Annotated in this window: 16 protein-coding genes; 13 read left to right on the top strand and 3 right to left on the bottom strand. The window is 47.8% G+C overall.

Annotation, left to right across the window (positions count from 1 at the left end; translation table 11 throughout):
- Positions 1-99 precede the first annotated feature (99 nt).
- Both SPB21_RS17480 and SPB21_RS17475 read left to right on the top strand, forming a co-directional pair.
- Entirely contained in the window at positions 100-1,788 is a 1,689-nt protein-coding gene (locus SPB21_RS17480) for a glycerol-3-phosphate dehydrogenase/oxidase (protein ID WP_499867293.1), read from the top strand.
- Between the two features lie 212 nt (positions 1,789-2,000).
- A complete protein-coding gene (locus SPB21_RS17475; protein ID WP_163671854.1) occupies positions 2,001-2,936 on the top strand; it encodes an NAD(P)H-dependent glycerol-3-phosphate dehydrogenase in 936 nt (311 codons plus the stop codon).
- Positions 2,937-2,976: 40 nt separating this feature from the next.
- On the opposite strand, the gene SPB21_RS17470 is transcribed toward SPB21_RS17475, so the two are convergent.
- Complete coding sequence (locus SPB21_RS17470) at positions 2,977-4,551, bottom strand: hypothetical protein (protein WP_499867292.1); 1,575 nt, start codon at positions 4,549-4,551, stop codon at positions 2,977-2,979.
- Positions 4,552-5,140: 589 nt separating this feature from the next.
- Here SPB21_RS17470 and psaA point away from each other — a divergent pair.
- Both psaA and psaB read left to right on the top strand, forming a co-directional pair.
- A complete protein-coding gene (gene psaA, locus SPB21_RS17465) occupies positions 5,141-7,408 on the top strand; it encodes a photosystem I core protein PsaA (RefSeq protein WP_163669349.1) in 2,268 nt (755 codons plus the stop codon).
- A 23-nt stretch (positions 7,409-7,431) separates the two neighbouring features.
- Positions 7,432-9,636, top strand: coding sequence for a photosystem I core protein PsaB (gene psaB, locus SPB21_RS17460; RefSeq protein WP_163669350.1), 2,205 nt, complete (start codon positions 7,432-7,434; stop codon positions 9,634-9,636).
- 371 nt (positions 9,637-10,007) lie between these two features.
- Here the strand turns inward: psaB and SPB21_RS17455 are convergent, their stop codons facing one another.
- On the bottom strand, positions 10,008-10,733 hold the full coding sequence (locus SPB21_RS17455; protein WP_499867290.1) for a Uma2 family endonuclease: 726 nt from the start codon (positions 10,731-10,733) through the stop codon (positions 10,008-10,010).
- A 278-nt stretch (positions 10,734-11,011) separates the two neighbouring features.
- On the opposite strand from SPB21_RS17455, the gene SPB21_RS17450 reads away from it, so the two are divergent.
- The 6 genes from SPB21_RS17450 to SPB21_RS17425 all read left to right on the top strand — a co-directional run bounded on the left by SPB21_RS17450 (position 11,012) and on the right by SPB21_RS17425 (position 16,853).
- Positions 11,012-11,830 (top strand): hypothetical protein, encoded by an 819-nt coding sequence (locus tag SPB21_RS17450; protein ID WP_499867289.1) that lies wholly within the window; start codon positions 11,012-11,014, stop codon positions 11,828-11,830.
- A gap of 147 nt (positions 11,831-11,977) precedes the next feature.
- Positions 11,978-13,891, top strand: a complete 1,914-nt coding sequence (locus tag SPB21_RS17445; RefSeq protein ID WP_499867288.1) for a hypothetical protein — start codon at positions 11,978-11,980, stop codon at positions 13,889-13,891.
- Between the two features lie 86 nt (positions 13,892-13,977).
- The gene (locus SPB21_RS17440) at positions 13,978-14,373 is read left to right on the top strand and encodes a hypothetical protein (protein WP_499867287.1); all 396 of its coding nucleotides are present in this window, start codon (positions 13,978-13,980) and stop codon (positions 14,371-14,373) included.
- A gap of 1 nt (position 14,374) precedes the next feature.
- A complete protein-coding gene (locus SPB21_RS17435; RefSeq protein WP_499867285.1) occupies positions 14,375-14,695 on the top strand; it encodes a hypothetical protein in 321 nt (106 codons plus the stop codon).
- A 414-nt stretch (positions 14,696-15,109) separates the two neighbouring features.
- Positions 15,110-15,964: a DUF4132 domain-containing protein gene (locus tag SPB21_RS17430; RefSeq protein WP_499867284.1), complete on the top strand. Its 855-nt coding sequence runs from the start codon at positions 15,110-15,112 to the stop codon at positions 15,962-15,964.
- Positions 15,852-16,853 carry a DUF4132 domain-containing protein gene (locus SPB21_RS17425; protein ID WP_499868715.1) on the top strand — a complete coding sequence of 334 codons (1,002 nt, stop codon included), beginning with the start codon at positions 15,852-15,854 and terminating at the stop codon, positions 16,851-16,853. The genes SPB21_RS17430 and SPB21_RS17425 overlap by 113 nt, the downstream gene beginning before the upstream one ends.
- 130 nt (positions 16,854-16,983) lie before the next feature.
- Here the strand turns inward: SPB21_RS17425 and SPB21_RS17420 are convergent, their stop codons facing one another.
- The gene (locus SPB21_RS17420; RefSeq protein WP_163669363.1) at positions 16,984-18,192 is read right to left on the bottom strand and encodes a phosphoglycerate kinase; all 1,209 of its coding nucleotides are present in this window, start codon (positions 18,190-18,192) and stop codon (positions 16,984-16,986) included.
- A 178-nt stretch (positions 18,193-18,370) separates the two neighbouring features.
- On the opposite strand from SPB21_RS17420, the gene SPB21_RS17415 reads away from it, so the two are divergent.
- The 3 genes from SPB21_RS17415 to SPB21_RS17405 all read left to right on the top strand — a co-directional run bounded on the left by SPB21_RS17415 (position 18,371) and on the right by SPB21_RS17405 (position 21,102).
- A complete protein-coding gene (locus tag SPB21_RS17415; RefSeq protein WP_163669365.1) occupies positions 18,371-18,775 on the top strand; it encodes a universal stress protein in 405 nt (134 codons plus the stop codon).
- Positions 18,772-19,686 (top strand): ribosome biogenesis GTPase YlqF, encoded by a 915-nt coding sequence (gene ylqF / locus SPB21_RS17410; protein WP_499867282.1) that lies wholly within the window; start codon positions 18,772-18,774, stop codon positions 19,684-19,686. Before SPB21_RS17415 ends, ylqF begins: the two co-directional genes overlap by 4 nt.
- A gap of 174 nt (positions 19,687-19,860) precedes the next feature.
- Positions 19,861-21,102: a glycosyltransferase gene (locus tag SPB21_RS17405; RefSeq protein WP_163669369.1), complete on the top strand. Its 1,242-nt coding sequence runs from the start codon at positions 19,861-19,863 to the stop codon at positions 21,100-21,102.
- Positions 21,103-21,110 lie beyond the last annotated feature (8 nt).

The following is a 21,110-nucleotide window of genomic DNA, read 5'->3' as shown; positions in this document are numbered from 1 at the left end:
ACCTCTTTCTAAAAAACTGTGCCATCTTGAAACATGGGGAATTCTAGTTCGTGATTTAATACTTTATTTCTCTATAGCTCGTTACTTTTGGTGGCAACTATGCCTGATTACTCAACGATAGAAGCGACGACCTACGATTTAATTGTGATTGGTGGTGGTATCAATGGAGTAGCCGTAGCCCGTGATGGTGCCTTACGTGGTTTAAAGACCATTTTGATTGAGAAAGGGGATTTTGGTGGCGGCACCACTAGTTGGTCAAGCCGCTTGGTTCATGGTGGTTTGCGCTATTTAGAGTATTTCGAATTTAACTTGGTACGGGAGTCACTGCGAGAGCGAGAAATCTTGCTGCGAACAGCCCCTCATTTGGTGAAGCCCATTCAAATGACAATTCCTATTTATGCCCAGGGGTCTCGTAGCTATTGGGAGATTCAGGCGGGGATGGTGCTGTACGATCTGCTGAGCTATGACAAGAGCTTGCCAAATCATCGGATGTTAGCGGCTCAAAAGTTACAGCAGCTATTTCGAGCAGTGGAGCCAGAGGGCTGTCGTGGTGCGGCCCAATATTATGATGCTCAAGTGGAATATGCTGAGCGGCTCTGTTTAGAAATTGTGCTATCGGCCCAGGAGGCCGGGGCTACCATGCTGAGCTATGTGACCGTAGCCCAGCTCCAACGGAAGGATCAGCGCATTTCGTCGCTGCTTTGTCGCGATACTGAAACCGGTGAAGCCTTCACAGTCCATGGTCATGATCAAACAGTGGTGATCAATACCTCTGGCCCTTGGGTTGATCAGGTTTGCCGCAGTGGAATTAAGGGTAATGCGCCTGCGCCTGTCGGTAAAAGTCGCAAAATTGGTGGCACACGGGGTAGCCATATCATCGTCGATAAATTCCCAGGGGCACCGGATGAAGCTCTTTATGTGGAAGCCCTTACCGATGGTCGACCTTTCTTTATTTTGCCGTGGTTAGGGATGTGTCTGATTGGCACCACGGATATTCGCTTTGAGGGCGATTTGGATAAGGTCCATGTCAGTAATGATGAAATCGATTACCTATTGAATGAGGCTAATCGGGTCATCCCCACAGCTCAGCTGACGCGGGAATCGGTGCAGTTTACCTATGCGGGTGTGCGCCCTTTGCCCCATAGCAAAGGCAAAAAGACTAGCAGTATTACCCGTAGCCATGTGCTATATGACCACACATCCGAAGGGGTGAATAACATGGTTTCCTTGATTGGTGGCAAGCTCACTACTCACCGTCAGGTGGGCGAGGAAATGGTGGATGCAGCGCTTAGAAAGCGATTGAAAAAGCAGAAGAAATCTGGCAGTCATTCAGTCACTAGACAGGCACCGCTACCCGGTGCAATTTCAACTAGCGAGGCTAAGACACTAATGACGACGGCCAATCGAGATGTGGTCGCTCATTTGTTATCGCTCTATGGTGCGCGAACGCCTCAGGTATTGGCCATCGTGGAAGAGTTTCCTGAACTGGTCGAGCCGATTGTGCCAGACCAGCCTGATATTAAGGCACAGATTGTCTACAGTGTGAGGTCAGAGATGGCTCGCACCTACCTAGATATTTGTCGACGGCGGACAGCTTTGTCGATGCGGAGTAACTATGGTTTTGATGTACTGCCTGTATTGGCGGATGTGTTGAAGCGCTACTGTGGTTGGTCGGAGGGTAAATGCGATCGCAACCTGATCGACTACTACACCTACATGCGCGACAACTGTATCCCCGACTATCAGCTAGACAAATACAGCCCTCCCATAGCTACGACCGTTGCTTAGATCAGTGATCGGTTCTGATATAGCCCTGCCATAGCTACGACCGTCGCTTAGGCTAGTTGTAGGTTCTTAGTGTTGAGTTTTGAATTGGGCAACTAACTCAAAACTCAACACTTAAAACTTAAAACTCTAGAGTAAAGGGAGCTTGTCTCGTGGTTACTTCATCTGCACCGTCTGAAACTCCAATTATTCCGCTCTCAGAAGCTTTAAAGCAGATGGCTCGGGTGACGGTATTAGGGGCAGGAGCTTGGGGAACAGCGTTAGCAAGGCTAGCCCTGAGCAATGGCAATCAGGTGCAGATCTGGTCGCGACGGGGGCCTTCAGATCTCAAGTCTGCGGTCGCTGATGCTGACATTGTAGTATCGGCCATTTCCATGAAGGGGGTTTCGGCGTTAGCGAGTCAGCTTCAGACGGCGGCTCTCAAAACCTCGACTATTTTAGTGACGGCGACTAAGGGGTTAGATCCTGAGACCACCAGAACGCCGTCTAAGATTTTTCGCGACACCTTTCCAGACAATCCCATTGTGGTTTTGTCTGGCCCTAATTTATCTAAGGAAATCGAAGCGCAGCTACCAGCGGCCACAGTGGTGGCGAGCACCGATGTGGATGCAGCGGCAAGGGTACAGCAGGTCTATTCGTCTGAGATGTTTCGCATTTATACCAGTCCAGATCCAGTGGGGGCTGAGCTGGGGGGGACATTGAAAAATGTGATTGCGATCGCAGTGGGTGTCTGTGATGGCCTTAAGCTGGGCTCCAATGCTAAAGCGGCTCTAATTACCCGCGCCATTCCCGAAATGCTGCGGGTGGGTGTTCACATGGGGGCGCAGGTAGAGACCTTCTACGGGCTTTCGGGTTTGGGTGATCTGCTAGCCACATGCGATGGCACCCTCAGTCGTAACTATCGTGTGGGCTATGGCCTCGCGCAGGGGAAAAAACTCGATGATATTTTGGCAGAGTTAGGCAGTACGGCTGAAGGGGTGAACACGGCTCACGTCCTGATCGACATGGCCAACCGTGACGGTATTCCAGTTCCCATTGCTCGCCAGGTTCATCGTCTTTTGCGGGGGGTAATCACCCCCCAGGAAGCCGTTGGCAACTTGATGGAGCGGCAACTTAAGCCAGAGGCCTGTGATTTAAGGGCTAAAAACTAAGTCCGTTTACGCCGTAGTAGGTATGGAACGGGAGATTGGCTTAATTGCGATCGCGATTTTTCATGGCGCGATCGCTATAGTCATACAGTTTCTGAAAATAGCGTCTCGATGATGAGTCTTGCTTATCCGTAATGGGTGTCTGTTCAGACAGGGCCTCTGATGAGGGTTCAATGTTTTCCTCTGTATCAGCAGAAGTAGCTGACTCAGCACTTATCTCTAAGTCAAATTTGTCAGAACGTTCTGGCACAGCAGTTGTTTCTGTTACTGGTAAATCAGACTCATCAACTTCAGCATCATCACGATCCTCAGTATCACGATCCTCAGTCAGGCTGTTATCCTGCATGGTCTGATCGATCGAGCCGCCAGTATTTTCAGAGGGCTCAGCGGTTTCTATGATCTCCGGGGCTGCTATGTCAGGAATCTCTTGCTCCAGTGTCTCCGGTTGGGCTGGTGCTAGGTCACCAGGTTTATCTAGCTTTTCCAGAAGGGACGGTGCGGCTACTTCCGGTGCGGCTACTTCCGGTTCGTCCAGAGTGGGCGATTCGATAACTTCCGGTGCGGCTACTTCCGGTGCGGCTACTTCCGGTGCGGCTACTTCTGGTGCGGCTACTTCTGGTGCGGCTACTTCTGGTACTGCTACCTCAGGCTCTTCGACAACCGGTGGCTCATAGGTTGGATCGATAATGCCGCCCACATCTTCTAAGGCCACCTCTCCCCGGATGATTTTTGCAAGACTGTTGTTGTCATTGGGGTCATAGTCAATCAGTCGCACAGTGTTATTAAAAACCCCTGCAATTGGCTTACCGTCCTCGTTAACCAGTGTGAGCTGTACCCAGTTTTTTCCAGGTTTTAAGCCCTCTATATATATAGGTTGCCAATCTTGGAGGGTGATACTGTGGCCATTGATGGTGTATCGCACTCGCCAATCTGAAATCGTTGGGTTATCTACAGCGACTTGATGTAGAGGAGCCTCAGTTAAATAAAAATCCAATAAAATCGGCTCAGCTCCATAGACACCCATGGGTGCACCGTAGGTGAGCAGTGGCTGATTAGCTTTTGGTGCATTTTCATCCGTTTTGGCAAAGATGTGAAATGTCGCTTGGGCATAAGCCCCTTCATTTTTAAAGCTTTCATGCCAGGGGCGTTCAGCAAAGATCCTGATGGTATGGGTGCCTGGCGTTAGATCCGTCAACGTAATAGATTGATCAAGGTCGTATATCGCACCATAGGGCTGATTATCCAGCAGAAGCACTAAGTGAGGCCCCATCTCCCACCTTGTGTCCTTATATATAGGTAAATCTTTCACCCTTAGGACTACACTGACTGTAGTTTTGTCAAAAACTTCTTCAGCTTTGGGTTCCAGGATTTGGACTTGGGGTTCGTAGGTATCTAGCCACGGGGCCAATTCTTGAATCAGTTCCGGTGTGTCTACCTGCTTGATCGGAGGACTTGGCGTAAATAAGGAGGACTTAGCGGTCTCCGTGACGGTTGACGGTTCGATTCCTTGAGGATTGCTACAGCCCGTACTGAATAAAAGTGCTGTTAAAACCAACGCTCCAATTATCTTGACTAAATGCTGTTGCCAACGTCCCAAAACATTAGAAACCAGAGTCATGGTGTAGCTCTTCCTGTGACAGTTAAATGTGCCCCTGCCCTGCCTTTGAAACCAAACAGAACTGTGCTTAATCGATCCTAGCGGGCTACTGTCACGCTTAATGAGGAAATCCTCTACAACCACCGCAAGAGGAGAAAATTACTCAGCTAATTTACAAAAATAAATAAATCTAAATATATGCATGTACGAGACTGAATCCCTTACTATTATTAGATTCTATGGTGTTCATTAGGAAAAAGAAGTTGAGTTTTTGGGTTTGTATGCAATTTCCATGACTTACGGCCCAAAATAGAGATCTCTATTGAGATTTGTTAATATCACCCATGCTCGATGTCAATTTTGTGGCATTGACTACCTTGCGATCCTTATCCTAAGAGGATTTCGGAGGTTGAATTATTGTTAACTCGACGCAAAATTGGTGAAGCGCCAAGTCTATAATGCTCAGGAGCAATCCTATTAATGGCGAGCGTCAAAATTTTCTGTGAGTTAACATCTCAATGAAAATGTTTGCAATTGTTTCATTCACGAAGCATTTGCTGATCTCGTTTTTTAGGCTGTTCGTTCTTTGTCTAGAGAGAGGAGAGTCTCCATGACAACTACCCCGCGGGAGCGGGAGGCAGCAGTCAAGGTGGCAGTTGATGAGAATCCGGTACCTGTTTCTTTTGAGAAATGGGGCAAGCCCGGTCACTTCAGCCGTGCCTTGGCCAAGGGACCCAAAACTACTACCTGGATTTGGGACCTCCATGCCGACGCTCACGACTTTGATAGTCACACCAGTGACTTAGAGGACATTTCTCGTAAAATTTTTAGCGCTCACTTTGGCCATTTGGCCATCGTGTTCATTTGGTTGAGTGGCATGTATTACCATGGCGCTCGCTTTTCTAACTTTGAAGCTTGGTTAGCAGATCCCATTAATATTCATCCCAGTGCTCAGGTGGTTTGGCCTATTTTTGGTCAAGAAATCCTGAACGGTGAAGTGGGCGGCGGCTTCCAAGGTATTCAAATCACGTCTGGTTTGTTCCAGATGTGGAGAGCAGCTGGTTACACCAACTCCTTCCAGCTTTTGTGCACTGCCATCGGTGCGCTGGTAATGGCTGGTTTGATGATTAATGCCGGTGTATTCCACTACCACATCAAGGCTCCTAAGCTTGAGTGGTTCCAGAACGTGGAGTCCATGTTGAACCACCACCTGGCTGGTTTGTTTGGTCTAGGTTCTCTAGCTTGGGCTGGTCACCTGATCCATGTTTCTTTGCCTGTTAACGCTCTATTGGATTCCGGGGTGGCTCCACAGGATATTCCTTTGCCCCACGAGTATCTGCTAGATAAAGTGTTCATGGCGGACTTATTCCCTGGTTTTGCGCAAGGGATTACTCCATTCTTCACCCTGAATTGGGGTGCTTATGCTGACTTCTTGACCTTCAAGGGCGGTCTAAATCCTGTGACTGGTGGTCTATGGATGACTGACATTGCGCATCACCATGTGGCGATTGCTGTCATGTTCATCTTTGCTGGTCATATGTACCGTACTAACTGGGGTATTGGTCATAGCATCAAGGAGATCCTAGAGGGTCAGAAGGGCGATCCGTTGCTCTTCCCTGCTAAGAATGGCCACGATGGCTTGTTTGAGTTCTTGACCACTTCCTGGCATGCTCAGCTGGCTATCAACCTGGCTATGGGTGGTTCGGTAACGATTATTGTGGCTCAGCATATGTATGCAATGCCTCCGTATCCTTACCTAGCAACTGATTACGCTACCCAGCTATGCTTATTCACTCACCATATGTGGATTGGCGGCTTCTTGATTGTGGGTGGTGCTGCTCACGGTGCGATCGCAATGGTTCGTGACTACGATCCGGCCATGCATGTCGACAACGTGCTCGACCGCGTCTTACGCGCTCGTGATGCCATCATCTCTCACCTCAACTGGGTATGTATTTTCCTAGGCTTCCACAGCTTTGGTCTATATATCCACAACGACACTATGCGTGCCTTGGGTCGTCCCCAAGACATGTTCTCCGACAGTGCGATTCAGCTACAGCCTATCTTTGCTCAATGGCTGCAGAACCTGCACACCTTAGCTGCTAGCGGTACCACTGCTCCTAATGCAATTGGCCCTACTAGTGTTGCCTTTGGTGGTGACATGGTTGCCGTTGGTGGCAAAGTGGCTATGATGCCCATTGCTCTTGGCACAGCTGACTTTATGGTGCACCACATCCATGCGTTCACCATTCACGTAACTGTTCTAATCCTGCTTAAGGGTGTGCTTTACTCCCGTAGCTCTCGCCTCATCCCTGATAAGAGCGAGTTGGGTTTCCGCTTCCCTTGCGACGGCCCCGGTCGTGGTGGTACTTGCCAGGTTTCTGGTTGGGACCATGTCTTCCTAGGTCTGTTCTGGATGTATAACTCCTTATCTATTGTGATTTTCCACTTCAGTTGGAAGATGCAATCGGATGTATGGGGCACGGTTTCCGGCGGTGCGGTATCTCACCCTGCTGGTGGTAACTTCGCGACTAGCGCAATTACTATCAACGGCTGGCTCCGTGACTTCCTTTGGGCTCAGGCTTCACAGGTAATTAACTCCTACGGCTCTGCTATCTCAGCCTATGGTTTGATGTTCCTAGCTGGTCACTTTATCTGGGCATTTAGCCTGATGTTCCTGTTCAGTGGCCGTGGCTACTGGCAAGAGCTGATCGAGTCCATCGTTTGGGCTCATAATAAGCTCAAGGTCGCTCCTGCAATTCAGCCTCGCGCACTGAGTATTACTCAGGGTCGTGCGGTTGGTGTCGCCCATTACCTCCTCGGCGGTATTGTGACGACTTGGGCGTTCTTCCATGCTCGAATTCTGTCGATAGGTTAGCGGGGAGGACTTAATAGAACACTATGGCAACTAAATTTCCAAAATTTAGCCAAGACCTCGCACAGGATCCAACTACGCGTCGGATCTGGTACGGGATTGCCACTTCCCATGACTTTGAAAGCCACGATGGCATGACGGAAGAGAATCTTTATCAAAAGATTTTTGCTTCCCACTTTGGTCACCTGGCAGTCATTTTCCTCTGGGTATCCGGCAACCTGTTCCACGTTGCTTGGCAAGGTAACTTCGAGCAGTGGGTCGCTGACCCCCTCGGTACCAAGCCCATCGCCCATGCGATTTGGGATCCTCACTTTGGCCAGAATGCGGTGGATGCGTTCACCCAGGCTGGTGCTACTGGCCCCGTTAACGTGGCGTTCTCTGGGGTTTACCACTGGTGGTACACCATTGGTATGCGGACCAACGGCGACCTATATTCGGCGTCCTTGTTCCTGCTAGTGCTGTCCTCAATCTTCCTGCTTGCAGGTTGGTTGCACCTACAGCCTAAGTTCCGTCCCAGCTTGTCCTGGTTCAAAAATGCTGAGTCTCGCCTAAACCATCACCTTGCTGGTTTGTTCGGTGTGAGTTCTCTGGCTTGGACCGGTCACCTGGTACACGTTGCAATTCCTGAGTCCCGTGGTGTGCATGTTGGTTGGGATAACTTCCTAACTGTTATGCCTCACCCCGCTGGCTTGGCCCCATTCTTCACTGGAAACTGGGGTGTATACGCTCAGAATCCTGACACTGTAAACCATGTGTTTGGTACATCTGAGGGTTCGGGTACTGCAATTCTCACCTTCTTGGGTGGTTTCCATCCTCAGACTGAGTCTCTATGGCTCACTGACATGGCTCACCACCACCTAGCCATTGCGGTTGTCTTCATCATTGCTGGCCACATGTACCGAACTAATTTCGGTATTGGTCATAGCATCAAGGAGATCCTCAATGCTCACCAACCCCCTAGCGGTAAGCTTGGTGATGGCCACAAGGGTCTGTTTGACACGCTCAACAACTCCTTGCACTTCCAGCTAGGTTTGGCACTTGCCTCCTTGGGGGTAGTAACGTCTCTAGTGGCTCAGCACATGTATGCGTTGCCTCCTTATGCCTTTATGGCTAAGGATTACACCACCATGGCTGCGCTTTACACCCACCACCAGTACATCGCTGGCTTCATCATGATGGGTGCCTTTGCCCACGGTGCGATCTTCTTGATTCGCGACTATGATCCTGCTGCGAACGCTAACAACGTCTTAGCTCGCATCTTGGAACATAAAGAAGCAATCATTTCTCACCTGAGCTGGGTAACTCTGTTCCTCGGTTTCCATACCCTGGGTCTTTACGTACACAACGATGTCGTAGTTGCCTTTGGTACTCCCGAGAAGCAAATTCTGGTTGAGCCTGTGTTTGCACAGTGGGTTCAGGCTGCCTCTGGTAAGGCCCTATACGGCTTTGATACTCTGCTTTCCAATGCTGACAGTGCTGCTACAGCTGCTGCTGGCGGCATCTGGCTACCTGGCTGGTTCGAAGCTATTAACAGCGGTACCAATTCTCTCTTCTTGACCATTGGCCCTGGTGACTTCTTGGTTCACCATGCGATTGCCCTGGGTCTCCATACAACTACTTTGATCTTGGTCAAAGGTGCATTGGATGCCCGTGGTTCTAAGCTAATGCCCGACAAGAAGGACTTTGGCTATAGCTTCCCTTGTGACGGCCCCGGTCGTGGCGGTACTTGTGACATCTCTGCATGGGATGCCTTCTACCTAGCCATGTTCTGGATGCTTAACACCATCGCCTGGTTAACCTTCTACTGGCACTGGAAGCATCTGGCTATCTGGTCTGGTAACGTAGCGCAGTTTAACGACAGCTCTACTTACCTGATGGGTTGGTTCCGTGATTATCTGTGGTTGAACTCTTCCCAGTTGATTAACGGCTACAACGCCTACGGCATGAATAACCTGTCTGTATGGGCATGGATGTTCTTGTTCGCTCACCTGGTTTGGGCAACTGGTTTCATGTTCCTAATCTCCTGGCGTGGTTACTGGCAGGAGCTTATCGAGACCATCGTATGGGCTCATGAGCGTACTCCTCTAGCTAACCTGATCAGCTGGAAGGACAAGCCTGTTGCACTATCCATCGTTCAGGCTCGTTTGGTTGGTCTAACTCACTTTACTGTGGGCTTTGTCCTCACCTACGCCGCCTTCCTGATAGCGTCAACGTCTAGCCGATTTGGATAGCGTTTGAAGCTCTCTTAGGAGAATGAAAAAAGCCCTTCAGCTAAGCCTGAAGGGCTTTTTGTTTTTTAAGCATGTTCACGTAAATCAGGTTATATAGGCGGTGAAGCTAGTCAAGGCGGATCAACCAGCGATGTCTCTACATTCACAAATAACGTTATCGAGCTAACCGAAAAGCTGGGTATCCCCATCGAGCACGTGCAGTTGCCCCCATCTGGAACTCCATGACGCGAGATCTCAAACGTGGTTACTGAACAATAATTTTTAGCTGTTCAACGTATTCTTGAAAGATGTCGCAGAGTGAGCCCAGGACTGAGTTTTGTTGCGCGATCGCAAACAACACGGTCCTTAACAAGTCGATGGGCATGGAAACCCTAAAGCGAATCCGGATCAACTCCCAGCTCTCTTAACTTTTCCGCCAATCGATCAGCCCGAGCTTGCTCTTGATCAACCTGAGCCTGGGTCTGATCAACTCTTTCCTCTGGTGTCAGTAACCGATTCCCATCTTCGTCATACCAATAGAGCCATTCCCGCTCACGGCCTAGATAAGTGCCACGCTCACGTCCCAGCCCCAAACCAATTTCAGGCAACCATATTGGCTCATCTTCCAAAAGCTGATAGGTGCCATCCACCAGTTCATAAACCTCTAGCGGCTGTCGTTGCCGACGGGCTCGCGTGCTGCTAGATGGATTTGGCAGATAAACCGCATAGTAGCGAATGCCTAGATCCGCATAAATGTCCTTTTTACGTTCGTATTCCCCACCATAGGTTTTAGAAACCACCTCCAACGCCAAGGTGGGAGCAATATTGTCCTCTTCCCACATCACATAGCTGAGGCGACCCTCTTCGCCAATAAAGCGTTCCACCCCTAAGCTCAGGAAACCATCAGGAACAACCGCAGGTGTTGATGGCGCATAGTAAATCCCCATATCCACACCAAAGAACCAGTCCTGACGGTCAGGCCATGCCATTGCCAAAATTGCCTCCAGTAGATTCGGGATTAAATTCTGTAACTCGTTATCCACAGGGGTATCATCTGAGTCGGGCAACTCAGCAGAGGAAGGCAGACACTGCTGCTTAGGGTCATACTGTAAAACCACTGGTCAAGTTCGATTAGACCGACAATAGAGCTATTGTAATGCGATATCTATAGAGCAGGGTGACAGCGCAACTTAAGCCTGTTTGGCTTTGCTGAGTTGCCGTTGTATCAGACATTCTTGAAAGATGTAGTGGAGTGCGCCAAGGGCAAAACCTTGTTGTGCAAAAGATATCCATTCCATTACGGTAACTTCATGGCATTCACATCAGATGACTACGAAAATACTGTTCTCTAATTGAAGTTTATTGTCAGTGCGCTCATAAATTCAGAATCATAGTTATGGATAGACGTAAGGTCACGTTGAGGTTGTTGGGATGTGGGTTGATTGCTGGGCTGACTGTACTAAACTTACGCCCAGCCATGGCATTTCATAATGAAATTGAAACCCTAGATGCTTTAGCACCTGGCCCCAATGATTTTTCGGCCCATGGGGGTGATGTGATCATGATTCGTACCCAGAGTGCAGGTGGTAATACGACCTGTTTTCCGATGGTGACTCCCACAGAATCTTTGTTGCCTATGGGGGAGGTTAAGCGAACTGCCAGTGATAGAACCTATGTATTTGAGGTTTATGAGGATGGTACCTATGAGTATCGTCTGCCAATGCCTTTAGATGAAACCGGGAGTTGTTCCATCACTGTAGGTTTGGCAACACGTTATGAAACATTAATACTTGAAGCTCAGGAGCTAGAGCGTAATAGTTATTGGGTTGTTTCTGAAGAAGAGGCTGCTCAATCTCTTCAAATGCAACAGGATGCAATGGCACTTTACCAAGAAGCAATTGAGTTGGAACCAGAATATCCTGATGCATATAAGCGGGTATTAGAGTTGTTGTTAGAGATTAATGTGACTGATTTTGATCTGGAACAAGATGAGCTGGATGAGTTAGGAGAGATTTTCCTGTATTGGCCAAACTCAGCGCGGATGACCATGATTAATTATTTAGAGGCCTTGGAACAGATCTATGAAAAGTCTCCTGACTGGCAAGAAGAGAAAGGAGATGATCCTTTATTTTTAAAAGGCTTTGCTGAATTTGTTCAGACAGGAAACGCACCTGACGTGGTGAGAGAGTTATTACTGGAAGGCCAAGGAGGTTAGGGATCATAATATAGGGGGCTATCCCCCCGTAAGTTTCTTTTTAGAGTTGCTTCTAGAGCCTGTGTAGACTTTGGGTAAAGTTCGCATTAGGCTCTTGTGGGACGATATCCTTAGCTAAAATAATAGGAACTTAGATTTGGAGCTGGGATGATGTCGTTAACTGCATCACGTTTGACCAAGTCAGTTTTGAGAATATGGTTAGCGTTACTAGCTCTGTTGAGTATTCCCTTATCTGCTAGGGCACAGCCTGATCCTACACCTGAAGACAATCCGCAAGTTCCCTATCGTCTATTATTACCCTTGCTACAGCCCTATCCTCTATTTGGAGAGACGGTACAGTTACACATTGGCAATGATGTTCCAGATTTACCAACTGAACTACCAGTACCTACTGCTGGAGTGCATCAATGGACTATGGTTACAGCACCTTATCACTTGTTATTTTTTGAGGTAGATGGAGAATACTCGCAAGTTGAGTCTGACTATTTAGAAGACTTGCAACATGCTGGATGGGAACGCTGGATGACGCCTGAGTTAGAACCCGGCCTGGAGATCACCGATACGGAAGATAGCGCTACTACTGGTGCACTAGTAATTTCTATTACCTTTGGTAGACCGAGTGAACCTTTGCCAGAGTCAGAAAATCAACAAATATTTTGCAAGCAAGGCAGTGATATTCAATTATCGTTTAATACTTTTCAAAGCAGTTTAGATACCACTAAGCTCAGAGTTACTCTGATTCCTACACAATCTGGCTTTGCATGTAATTCTGAGAAAGACTCGTGGTCTGAATCCGAGAGTACGTTATCGCTCGAATCCGATATTCCAGACTTTTTACCAGAATTATCACTATCCCCCCCTAACGATGCACAACTTGAATTTTTAGATAGTAACGGTGGTAATAACTATTTAGACACACAGACCAAGATTCAGACAACTTTATCGTTAGGGGTACTAACGGCTCACTACTCAACCCAAATGCGCCAGCAGGGTTGGAGCCTGCAAAGCCGCAGTGGTAATGATCGCTTGCAGTGGTCTGTATGGTCTCAATCGGTTGATTCCGAATTACCGCAGCAAGCGACAGTTTATCTGTTTGCCACAGAAGAACCCGAGCACTATATAGGAATGTTTGGCCGGAGACGCAGCTCGCAACAAGATTTTTGGCCCGATCTTGTTACTGATAATATTCCAGATGGAGAAATCCCCGAAAGTACAGCCCTGGGAATCTTGAAAGATATGGGGCAACTCTCTGACAGTGAGGAAATTGAGTTATGGCTGAACCAGCTGCCACCTGCCTTTTCTGATAACTTACCTGTTCCTCCAGAAACGGTTGTTTTAGGGGGTACATCAGATGTTGTAAAAGATATTGCGATATTAGAAACCTCACTACACCCCGGACTAATATCTGACTTCTATCGTGAGTCTTTGACTGAAGATGATTGGCAGATTCGTGAAAATGTTCAATTGCCTAGCTTTAATTTTGGTTTCGAGTCTTCTAGATTTTATTCTTGGTTTCCTCAATTATTTTGTCATTCGAACGGAGTAGATGAGCTTATTTTACAAATTCGACCTGTTCAGAAGGAAGCATCAACTATTTACCTTGAGCGCCATGCCATTGGTTCGTTATCTCCTTGTAGTAGCGAGGATCAGTTTTACGTAGAAAGAGGTAGGCTCTCGGATATTTGGGGAGATTTAAATCTCCCCATACCAACCCTGCAAACACCATCCAAGACATTTGTTCAAAGCCTAGGCAGTGGGGGTAGTGCAACGAACTTTGATTCAAATGTTCATATTTCTAGTCAGCTAACGACAGATGAGCTAGCAGAACACTACTTAGGACAGATGCATCAGGCTGGCTGGCAGCAGCAAGCAGTAGCACAATCAGACAAATCACTAGTCAGTGTTTGGACCTTTACAGACGACTCGGGTGTGCTCTGGCGGGCGTGGTTAACCCTAATTGCGCAAACTGAAACAAATCAATGGCATGGTTCTTTGTCCACATTCACTGAAAATAGGGATGTACAGCATATAGAAGAACCAGCTCTTGATTTTTCCGAGTAGTACGCATAGACTAATTTTAGTGGCCTTCTAGTTCATATGATCTAGATTGCGGAATCATTGGTAATGGCTCATTTTCCGGAGGTGCTATGGGCAGCAAGCTTCTAGTTCGTGATGAGACCACATTGGGGCAAAGCAGCCATAGCCTGATGCTGACTTTCCCAACGGAACGTATTACCGTTCAAGAGCTGATTCGTAGCCGTATTTATCAAGAAGTTAAAGATTATAACGTCAAACTGTCGGATCATTTCCATGGCTTAGTAAAACCCACAGAAGCAGAGCAGACGCTAAATGGATATAAGTTGCGTCTGCCTAGGAAGATTGATTGGGAAAAGCAATATGAACAGGCTATTGAGGCATTTTTGGGTAATGGCTTTATTGTGCTTGTTGATGATCAGCAGGTGGATTCTTTAGAAGAACAGATTGAAATTCGGTCTAATACTTCGGTCTCTTTTCTCAAGCTGGTACCGTTGGTAGGAGGTTAATGTGTCTAGAAAACACTTTGATGATAGTATCTCCGTTGTGCAGTCGCTAATGAAGGAGCCAGATTTCCAGTGGCATCAAAAATTACAAGAAATCAATTCTGGGAGCCAGGTTTTAGCTATGAGCCCAGAAGAGCAATCTTTGGTAGTACTTGAGATTGCAAATCAACTATCGTTATGCAGTGACGATGATTGGAAATCTCGCTCTAATCTACGACAAGCAATCTCTGAGTTGCTTGTAAAGCCACTGCCGATGACCCATGATCACCTGTTGTTGTTATTCAAGTATTTAGAAGCGTTTGCCTACCCTTGTGAAGAGAAATAAAATAGGAACTCTTGGCATAATGAAGATGCCATCATTGAGAATTTACCCGCATTAGCTGAAACCGTTGAACGTTATTCGAAAGATAACGAGTTGACATAAGAACTCCAAGCAGCTATCGAGACACTCTGCTCAAAGTTGGAGAGCGGTCATATATATTACCGTCGGGAAATCTCTCAACTCAGGATAGCCAGCCAGCTTTTGCCTGTTGTCTCTGGGGAGGCTTGGTCAGATGTGGCAATATCGGATTTGTCAGCTCTATCAACATCAGCACAGTCTGATTGGAAAAAGTTGCTTATTATCTGTGCCAGTGCTAGGCAGTCCAAACCTAGTGCGAAATGGAAGCGTGTATCAGCGGCTGCGTTAGATAAGGTCGGTCACGAGGATTTTTGCCAAGCTATTGTGAGATGGTTCCCATTGGTTGATAAACCTCGTACTCAACCAATTAGACATTATGAAGATCAGAGTCATCTACTTCATGAGGTTAATGTAGATATTCTCAAAGGCTTAGTCTGGCTGTGCACCAATTTTGAGACGGCAGATATTGTTCGAGCAGTGGGTGCTGTAGGGTTATCTGCCTATCGACGGGTCAAAGGAGTCGGTGAACGCTGTGTCCGATTAGGCAATGCCTGTGTGTGGTGTTTGGGGCAGATACCGACTGAAGAGGCCATGGGGCAGCTGGCCATTCTCAAAGCTAAGGTTAAATATAGGGGGGCTCAGAGAGAGATTGCTAAAGCGTTGACGGTTATTTCCAATAGAACAGGGCAATCGCTAGAAGCCTTAACTGAAGAGGCTGTTCCTACCTATGGTCTCTCAGAAGTTGGCAAAAGACAGGAGCAATTTGGAGACTTTACGGCAACGTTGTCAGTTGTCGACACTCAAACGATAGAATTTGCCTGGTATCGGCCAGATGGGAAAAGACAAAAATCTGTACCAAAGTTTGTTAAAGAAAATCATCCTAATGAGCTAAAAGCACTTAAACAAGCAGGAAAGGATATTAAGAAACTGTTGTCGGTGCAGTGCGATCGCATTGAAAGCAGTTATCTGCAACGTCGCACCTGGACCTATGCAACCTGGTGTAAAAACTACCTAAACCACCCATTAATAGGAATTTTAGCCAGACGGCTCTATCTGGCAGTTTCATATCCAGGAGCAAACAATTCCAGCCATTTGGTGGCAAGGCCAGCTTATAACGGTAGAGGGAAAACCGCTGGAGGAAATACAACCAGACACTACGGTAGACCTATGGCATCCTCTAAATATGGTCACTGAACAGGTGTTGGCTTGGCGTAGTTGGCTGCTAGATCATCGAGTAAAACAACCCTTTAAGCAAGCCCATCGAGAAATTTATCTATTAACTGATGCAGAGAAAACAACAAATACTTACTCCAACCGATTTGCGGCACACATTATCAAGCAGCATCAATTTAATAGTCTATGCAGAATTCGAGAATGGGAGAACTACTTAATTTTATCGTTTGATTGCTGTGAACCGGGTTCACAAGCGCGACGACAACTATCTGAATGGTCACTACAGGCAGAATTTTGGATTGAGGCCATTGTTGATAATGCTGAAGATCCATACGGCGCATATCCATATCTCTCTACGGATCAAGTCAGATTTTATACTACTGATACGCCTGATACTCCAATATCCCTATCAGATGTTCCAAAACTAGTATTTTCTGAGGTGTTGCGTGATGTGGATCTATTTGTAGGCGTTGCCAGTATCGGCAATGACCCTAACTGGCGACCTGGTCAGCAGCAAGAGCGCTACAACACTTACTGGCAAAGTTATTCATTTGGGCAACTGTCAGAAACTGCCAAAACGCGACGGCAGCTTTTCGAGAACCTGATCCCTCGTCTGAAAATAGCTGACTGTTGTCACGTCACAGAGCGCTTTTTAGTTGTTCAGGGCAAACTACGAACTTACAAAATTCATTTAGGAAGTGGCAATATTCTTATGGAGCCAAACGATCAATATCTCTGCATCGTACCGGGTCGTACATCCAAATCTAATACTACGAATGTGTTTTTACCATTTGAAGGTGATGGCACCACAGCAATAATCTTGAGTAAAGCTTTTTTACTCGCTGCTGACGATAAAATTAATGACCCTACGATTGTTTCGCAGTTAAAACTCAGGAGTCTATCTGCTTGAAATCTCATCAGGCAGTATTAATGTGTGGAAGCTGGATAAAAGAAAAGCCCCCACTTATAGGTAGGGACTTAAAGAACTGAACAATCAGGGAATAGTGTGCGAAAAAAATTATTCGCTTTCCCTACTTTTTCTACTTGTCATCCAGGGCAGCAATACCGGGTAGAGTCTTACCTTCTAGCAGCTCAAGGCTGGCACCACCACCGGTAGAAATGTGGCTCATCTTGTCAGCAACACCCACTTTCTCAACAGCGGCAACGGAGTCACCACCACCGATGATGGACATGCAGCCATTGCTGGTAGTAATCTCAGCTAGAGTGTTCGCTACAGCTTCAGTACCCTTAGCAAATTTGTCGAACTCAAATACACCCATGGGGCCGTTCCAGATAACGCCCTTGCAGTCAGCCAGAGCAGCCTGAAATACCTTAATGGAGTCGGGGCCGATGTCTAGACCCATCCAACCATCGGGAATCGCTTCAGTACTAACGGTTTGATCGTTGGCATCAGGAGCAAAGTTGTCGGCAACCACCACATCAGTAGGTAGCAATAGCTCAACACCCTTCTCCTTAGCTTTAGCTTCCAGTGCCTTAGCCAGCTCTAGTTTGTCTTCCTCAACTAGAGACTTACCAACATCCAGGCCACGAGCCTTGTAGAAGGTAAAGATCATGCCGCCGCCAATGAACAGTTTGTCCACTTTCTCTAGAAGAGTTTCGATGACGCCAATCTTGGAGGATACCTTGGAACCACCTACGATGGCAGCAAAAGGACGCTGAGGACTATCTACAGCGCTTTGTAGATACTGAAGCTCTTTCTCGATGAGTAGACCACTAACAGAGGGGCTAAGATATTCAGTGACACCTGCAGTAGATGCATGGGCGCGGTGAGCAGTACCAAAGGCATCGTTGACATACATTTCAGCAACGGAGGCCAGGTTCTTCGCAAACTCAGAATCGTTGTTAGTTTCGCCATCGTAGAAACGTACGTTCTCAAGCAAAGCAACCTGACCATCAGACATGCCATCGACAGCAGCTTTAACTGCGTCGCCAATGCAGTCGTCACACTTGATGACATCCTGGCCTAGCAGCTCAGAAAGACGAACAGCAACTGGCGTCAGACGCATGCTGTCAACAACTTGACCCTTGGGACGTCCGAAGTGGCTGCAAAGAATCACCTTAGCACCCTTGCTGGTCAATGCTTGGATGGTAGGCAGTGCAGCACGAATCCGGGTGTCATCAGTAATTTTGCCTTGATCATCGAGGGGCACGTTAAAGTCTGCCCGCATCAGCACGCGTTTGCCTGACAGATCAGCCGCTGACAAATCAGTCACGGATTTCTTTGCCACAGAACTATCCTCCTTATCTCCTAATGCAGTTTTGTTACGTTACGTACACCCCACTTCAAAGCTAGGACAAGCTTGATTACCCTAGATGTAAAGCGTTGATACATTTTCGTTACTCACTAGGTATTATCGCTTATTGCGGCTCTGATTTTTGATCGAAGTCTGAGGGTTTTCCCACGTTATGTTTAAGACCGTTCTATTTCCGATAGATGCTAGTCCCGAAGCTCAACAGGCGGCTTTTAAGACTGCGGAGTTAGTGAAACATCATCACAGCCATTTGATTTTGCTGTCGGTCGTTGAGACCTCAAATGGGCACAATGCTCATCCTGAACAGGCTTCGCCTGAGGCGGTTGCCCAGCTGCTAGAGAAAGCGAAGGCTGTATTTACCAGTCAAGGAATTGAGACAGAAACCATTGAGCGAGAGGGCAATCCTGCGTTTGTAATCTGTGATGTGGCTGACGAGATGTCGGCGGATCTAATTGTGATGGGCTGTCGTGGTATTGGTCTGACCCCGGAAGGGCAGTCGGAAAGCGTTAGCAATCGGGTAATTAACCTGTCACCCTGTCCGGTGATGGTGGTGCCATGACTTCGCCGTCTATTCAGTGGTATCCCGGTCATATTGCTAAGGCGGAGCGCTCTTTGAAGGAGCATCTAAAGCGCGTTGATGTGGTGCTGGAAATTAGAGATGCGCGTATTCCCTTGGCCACCCATCACCCTGAGGTGGATGATTGGATTGGGGATAAATCGCGGGTGTTGGTGCTGAACCGAGTAGATATGATTTCAGCAGAAGCGCGGCAGTCCTGGCAAACCTGGTTTAAAGAACAGGGGCAGGCGGCTTACTTTACCAATGCAAAGCAGGGTAAGGGGGTGCAGAACCTGCTGCGGGCTGCCCAGGATGCGGGCAAGGCGATGAACGAGCGGCGTAAACGTCGAGGGATGAAGCCGAGACCTGTGCGGGCTGTGGTTATTGGCTTTCCTAATGTGGGGAAGTCAGCTCTGATCAATCGGCTGCTAAAGCGTAAAGTTGTGGTGAGTGAGCGCCGGGCAGGGGTAACACGACAGTTGCGCTGGGTAAGGATTTCAAATGAAATTGAATTATTAGATGCTCCGGGTATTATCCCGCTGAAGCTCAATGATCAGGAAGTGGCGCTAAAGCTGGCAATTTGTGACGATATTGGCGGTGCTGCCTATGACACGCAGCGGGTGGCGGCTGCGTTTTTGGATTTGATTCAGGCTTTGGACCAATGGGATGAATCGGGGGGGTATAAAGGTGCGATCGCATCCCGCTACGATACCCCATTAACCTCTGAGACTGGCGAATTCTATACGGGGGAAACCTACTTATCAATATTGGCCCAGCGTCATAACGATGATTTAGAGCGAGCGGCCCATCAGTTGCTCAATGACTTTCGCAAAGGCCATCTAGGTAACCTGGTGTTGGAATTACCTCCAGTACCGATGGTTGAACCCACATCATCACTTGCTGTTGGCCATTAGCATATCGTGTCCCTAAGTGTACGTTTGACGTGTGAATCTTCGACAAAGATTAAATTCATCCATCGGTTTGAGATCACGTACTGAGATAGGATGCGGATCAAATGGGAAATCTTGATGGGTAATAGTGATAGATAGCCAGGCACTATTACCCAAAAAGGGACACAAATCAGAGCGGTGAATTTATCTAATGCCCCCACGACCAAGGTGTCGGTCATCGCCCCAGATGTTTCTGGTGGTGGGATGACGCGTGTTTATCTAGTCAGTCAGATTTTGCAAAAGCTAGGGCATGATGTCGAGGTCATTGGCTGTCAGTTTGGGGATGTGATTTATCCACCGCCCCCTGACACGTTGTCGGTGACTGCGGTGCCAGGCCAACAACTGCCTCAGTTTATTCAGTCGGCCACTCAGCTACTCAATCAGATTCGGGGCGATGTAATTTACGCCATTAAGCCTCGACCAACGAGTCTTGGTATTGCCCTTTTGAAAAAGATGTATACTCGCCGACCCGTTTTACTCGACATGGATGATTGGGAGTTGAGTTGGTTTGGGGGAGAGGACTATGCTTATCGTCCAACGGTTAAACAGTTGGCCCGTGACATTTTTAAGCCCGATGGAGCGCTGCGGGATTTGGAGCATCCCTTCTATATATCGTTAGGTGAACAGTGGGTGCGGCAGGCCGATGTGGTGACAGTCAATAACCAGTTTTTACAGCAGAAGTTTGGTGGCCATTATCTACCTAATAGTAAAGATACGGATATTTTTGACCCAGCTCGTTTTGACCCAGCAGTCAGTCGGCAGACCTACGGGTTGTCTGACTATCGGGTGTTGATGTTTCCAGGTACAGCCCGTCCCCATAAAGGGTTGGAGGATGTGTTAATGGCCATGGATCAGCTAGACCAGCCCGATTTACGGTTAGTCATTGTCGGTGGTCGTAAACCAGATGGCTACGAAGATGACCTGATGGCTCGCTGGCCCCAGTGGTTGATTAAGCTGCCGCGATTTCCCTCGGATCAAATGGCGGAGGTGGTGGCTGCTGCCCATGTGGTGGTGGTGCCCCAGCGAGATACATCGATAGCTCGCGCTCAGTTTCCCATTAAACTCACTGACGGCATGGCGATGGCCAAACCCATACTGTCTACCACGGTGGGGGATATCCCTAAAATTTTGGGAGATACGGGCTATCTTGTAGCGCCCTGTGCTGCTGATCAACTGGCTCAGATGCTACAAACTATTTTAGATAATCCAAGGCAAGCGGCTGAGCGCGGGCGTCTGGCACGGGAGCGTTGTATTCAACACTACAGTGTCAATGCCATGGCAGAAACCCTAGGGCCTTTGATCCAGCAGTGTGTGAAGAGGCAGCCACGGAATCAGTTAGGCTATAAGCAAAATTACAGGCGTATGGAGAGTGGCCGCTAATTGCTTGA

Origin of the sequence: Leptothoe sp. ISB3NOV94-8A (assembly GCF_043421595.1) — a bacterium.
GTDB classification, from domain to species: domain Bacteria; phylum Cyanobacteriota; class Cyanobacteriia; order Phormidesmidales; family Phormidesmidaceae; genus Leptothoe; species Leptothoe turfae.
Note: the sequence above shows the minus strand (reverse complement) of the source record. Positions and strands in the feature narration are given on the sequence as shown.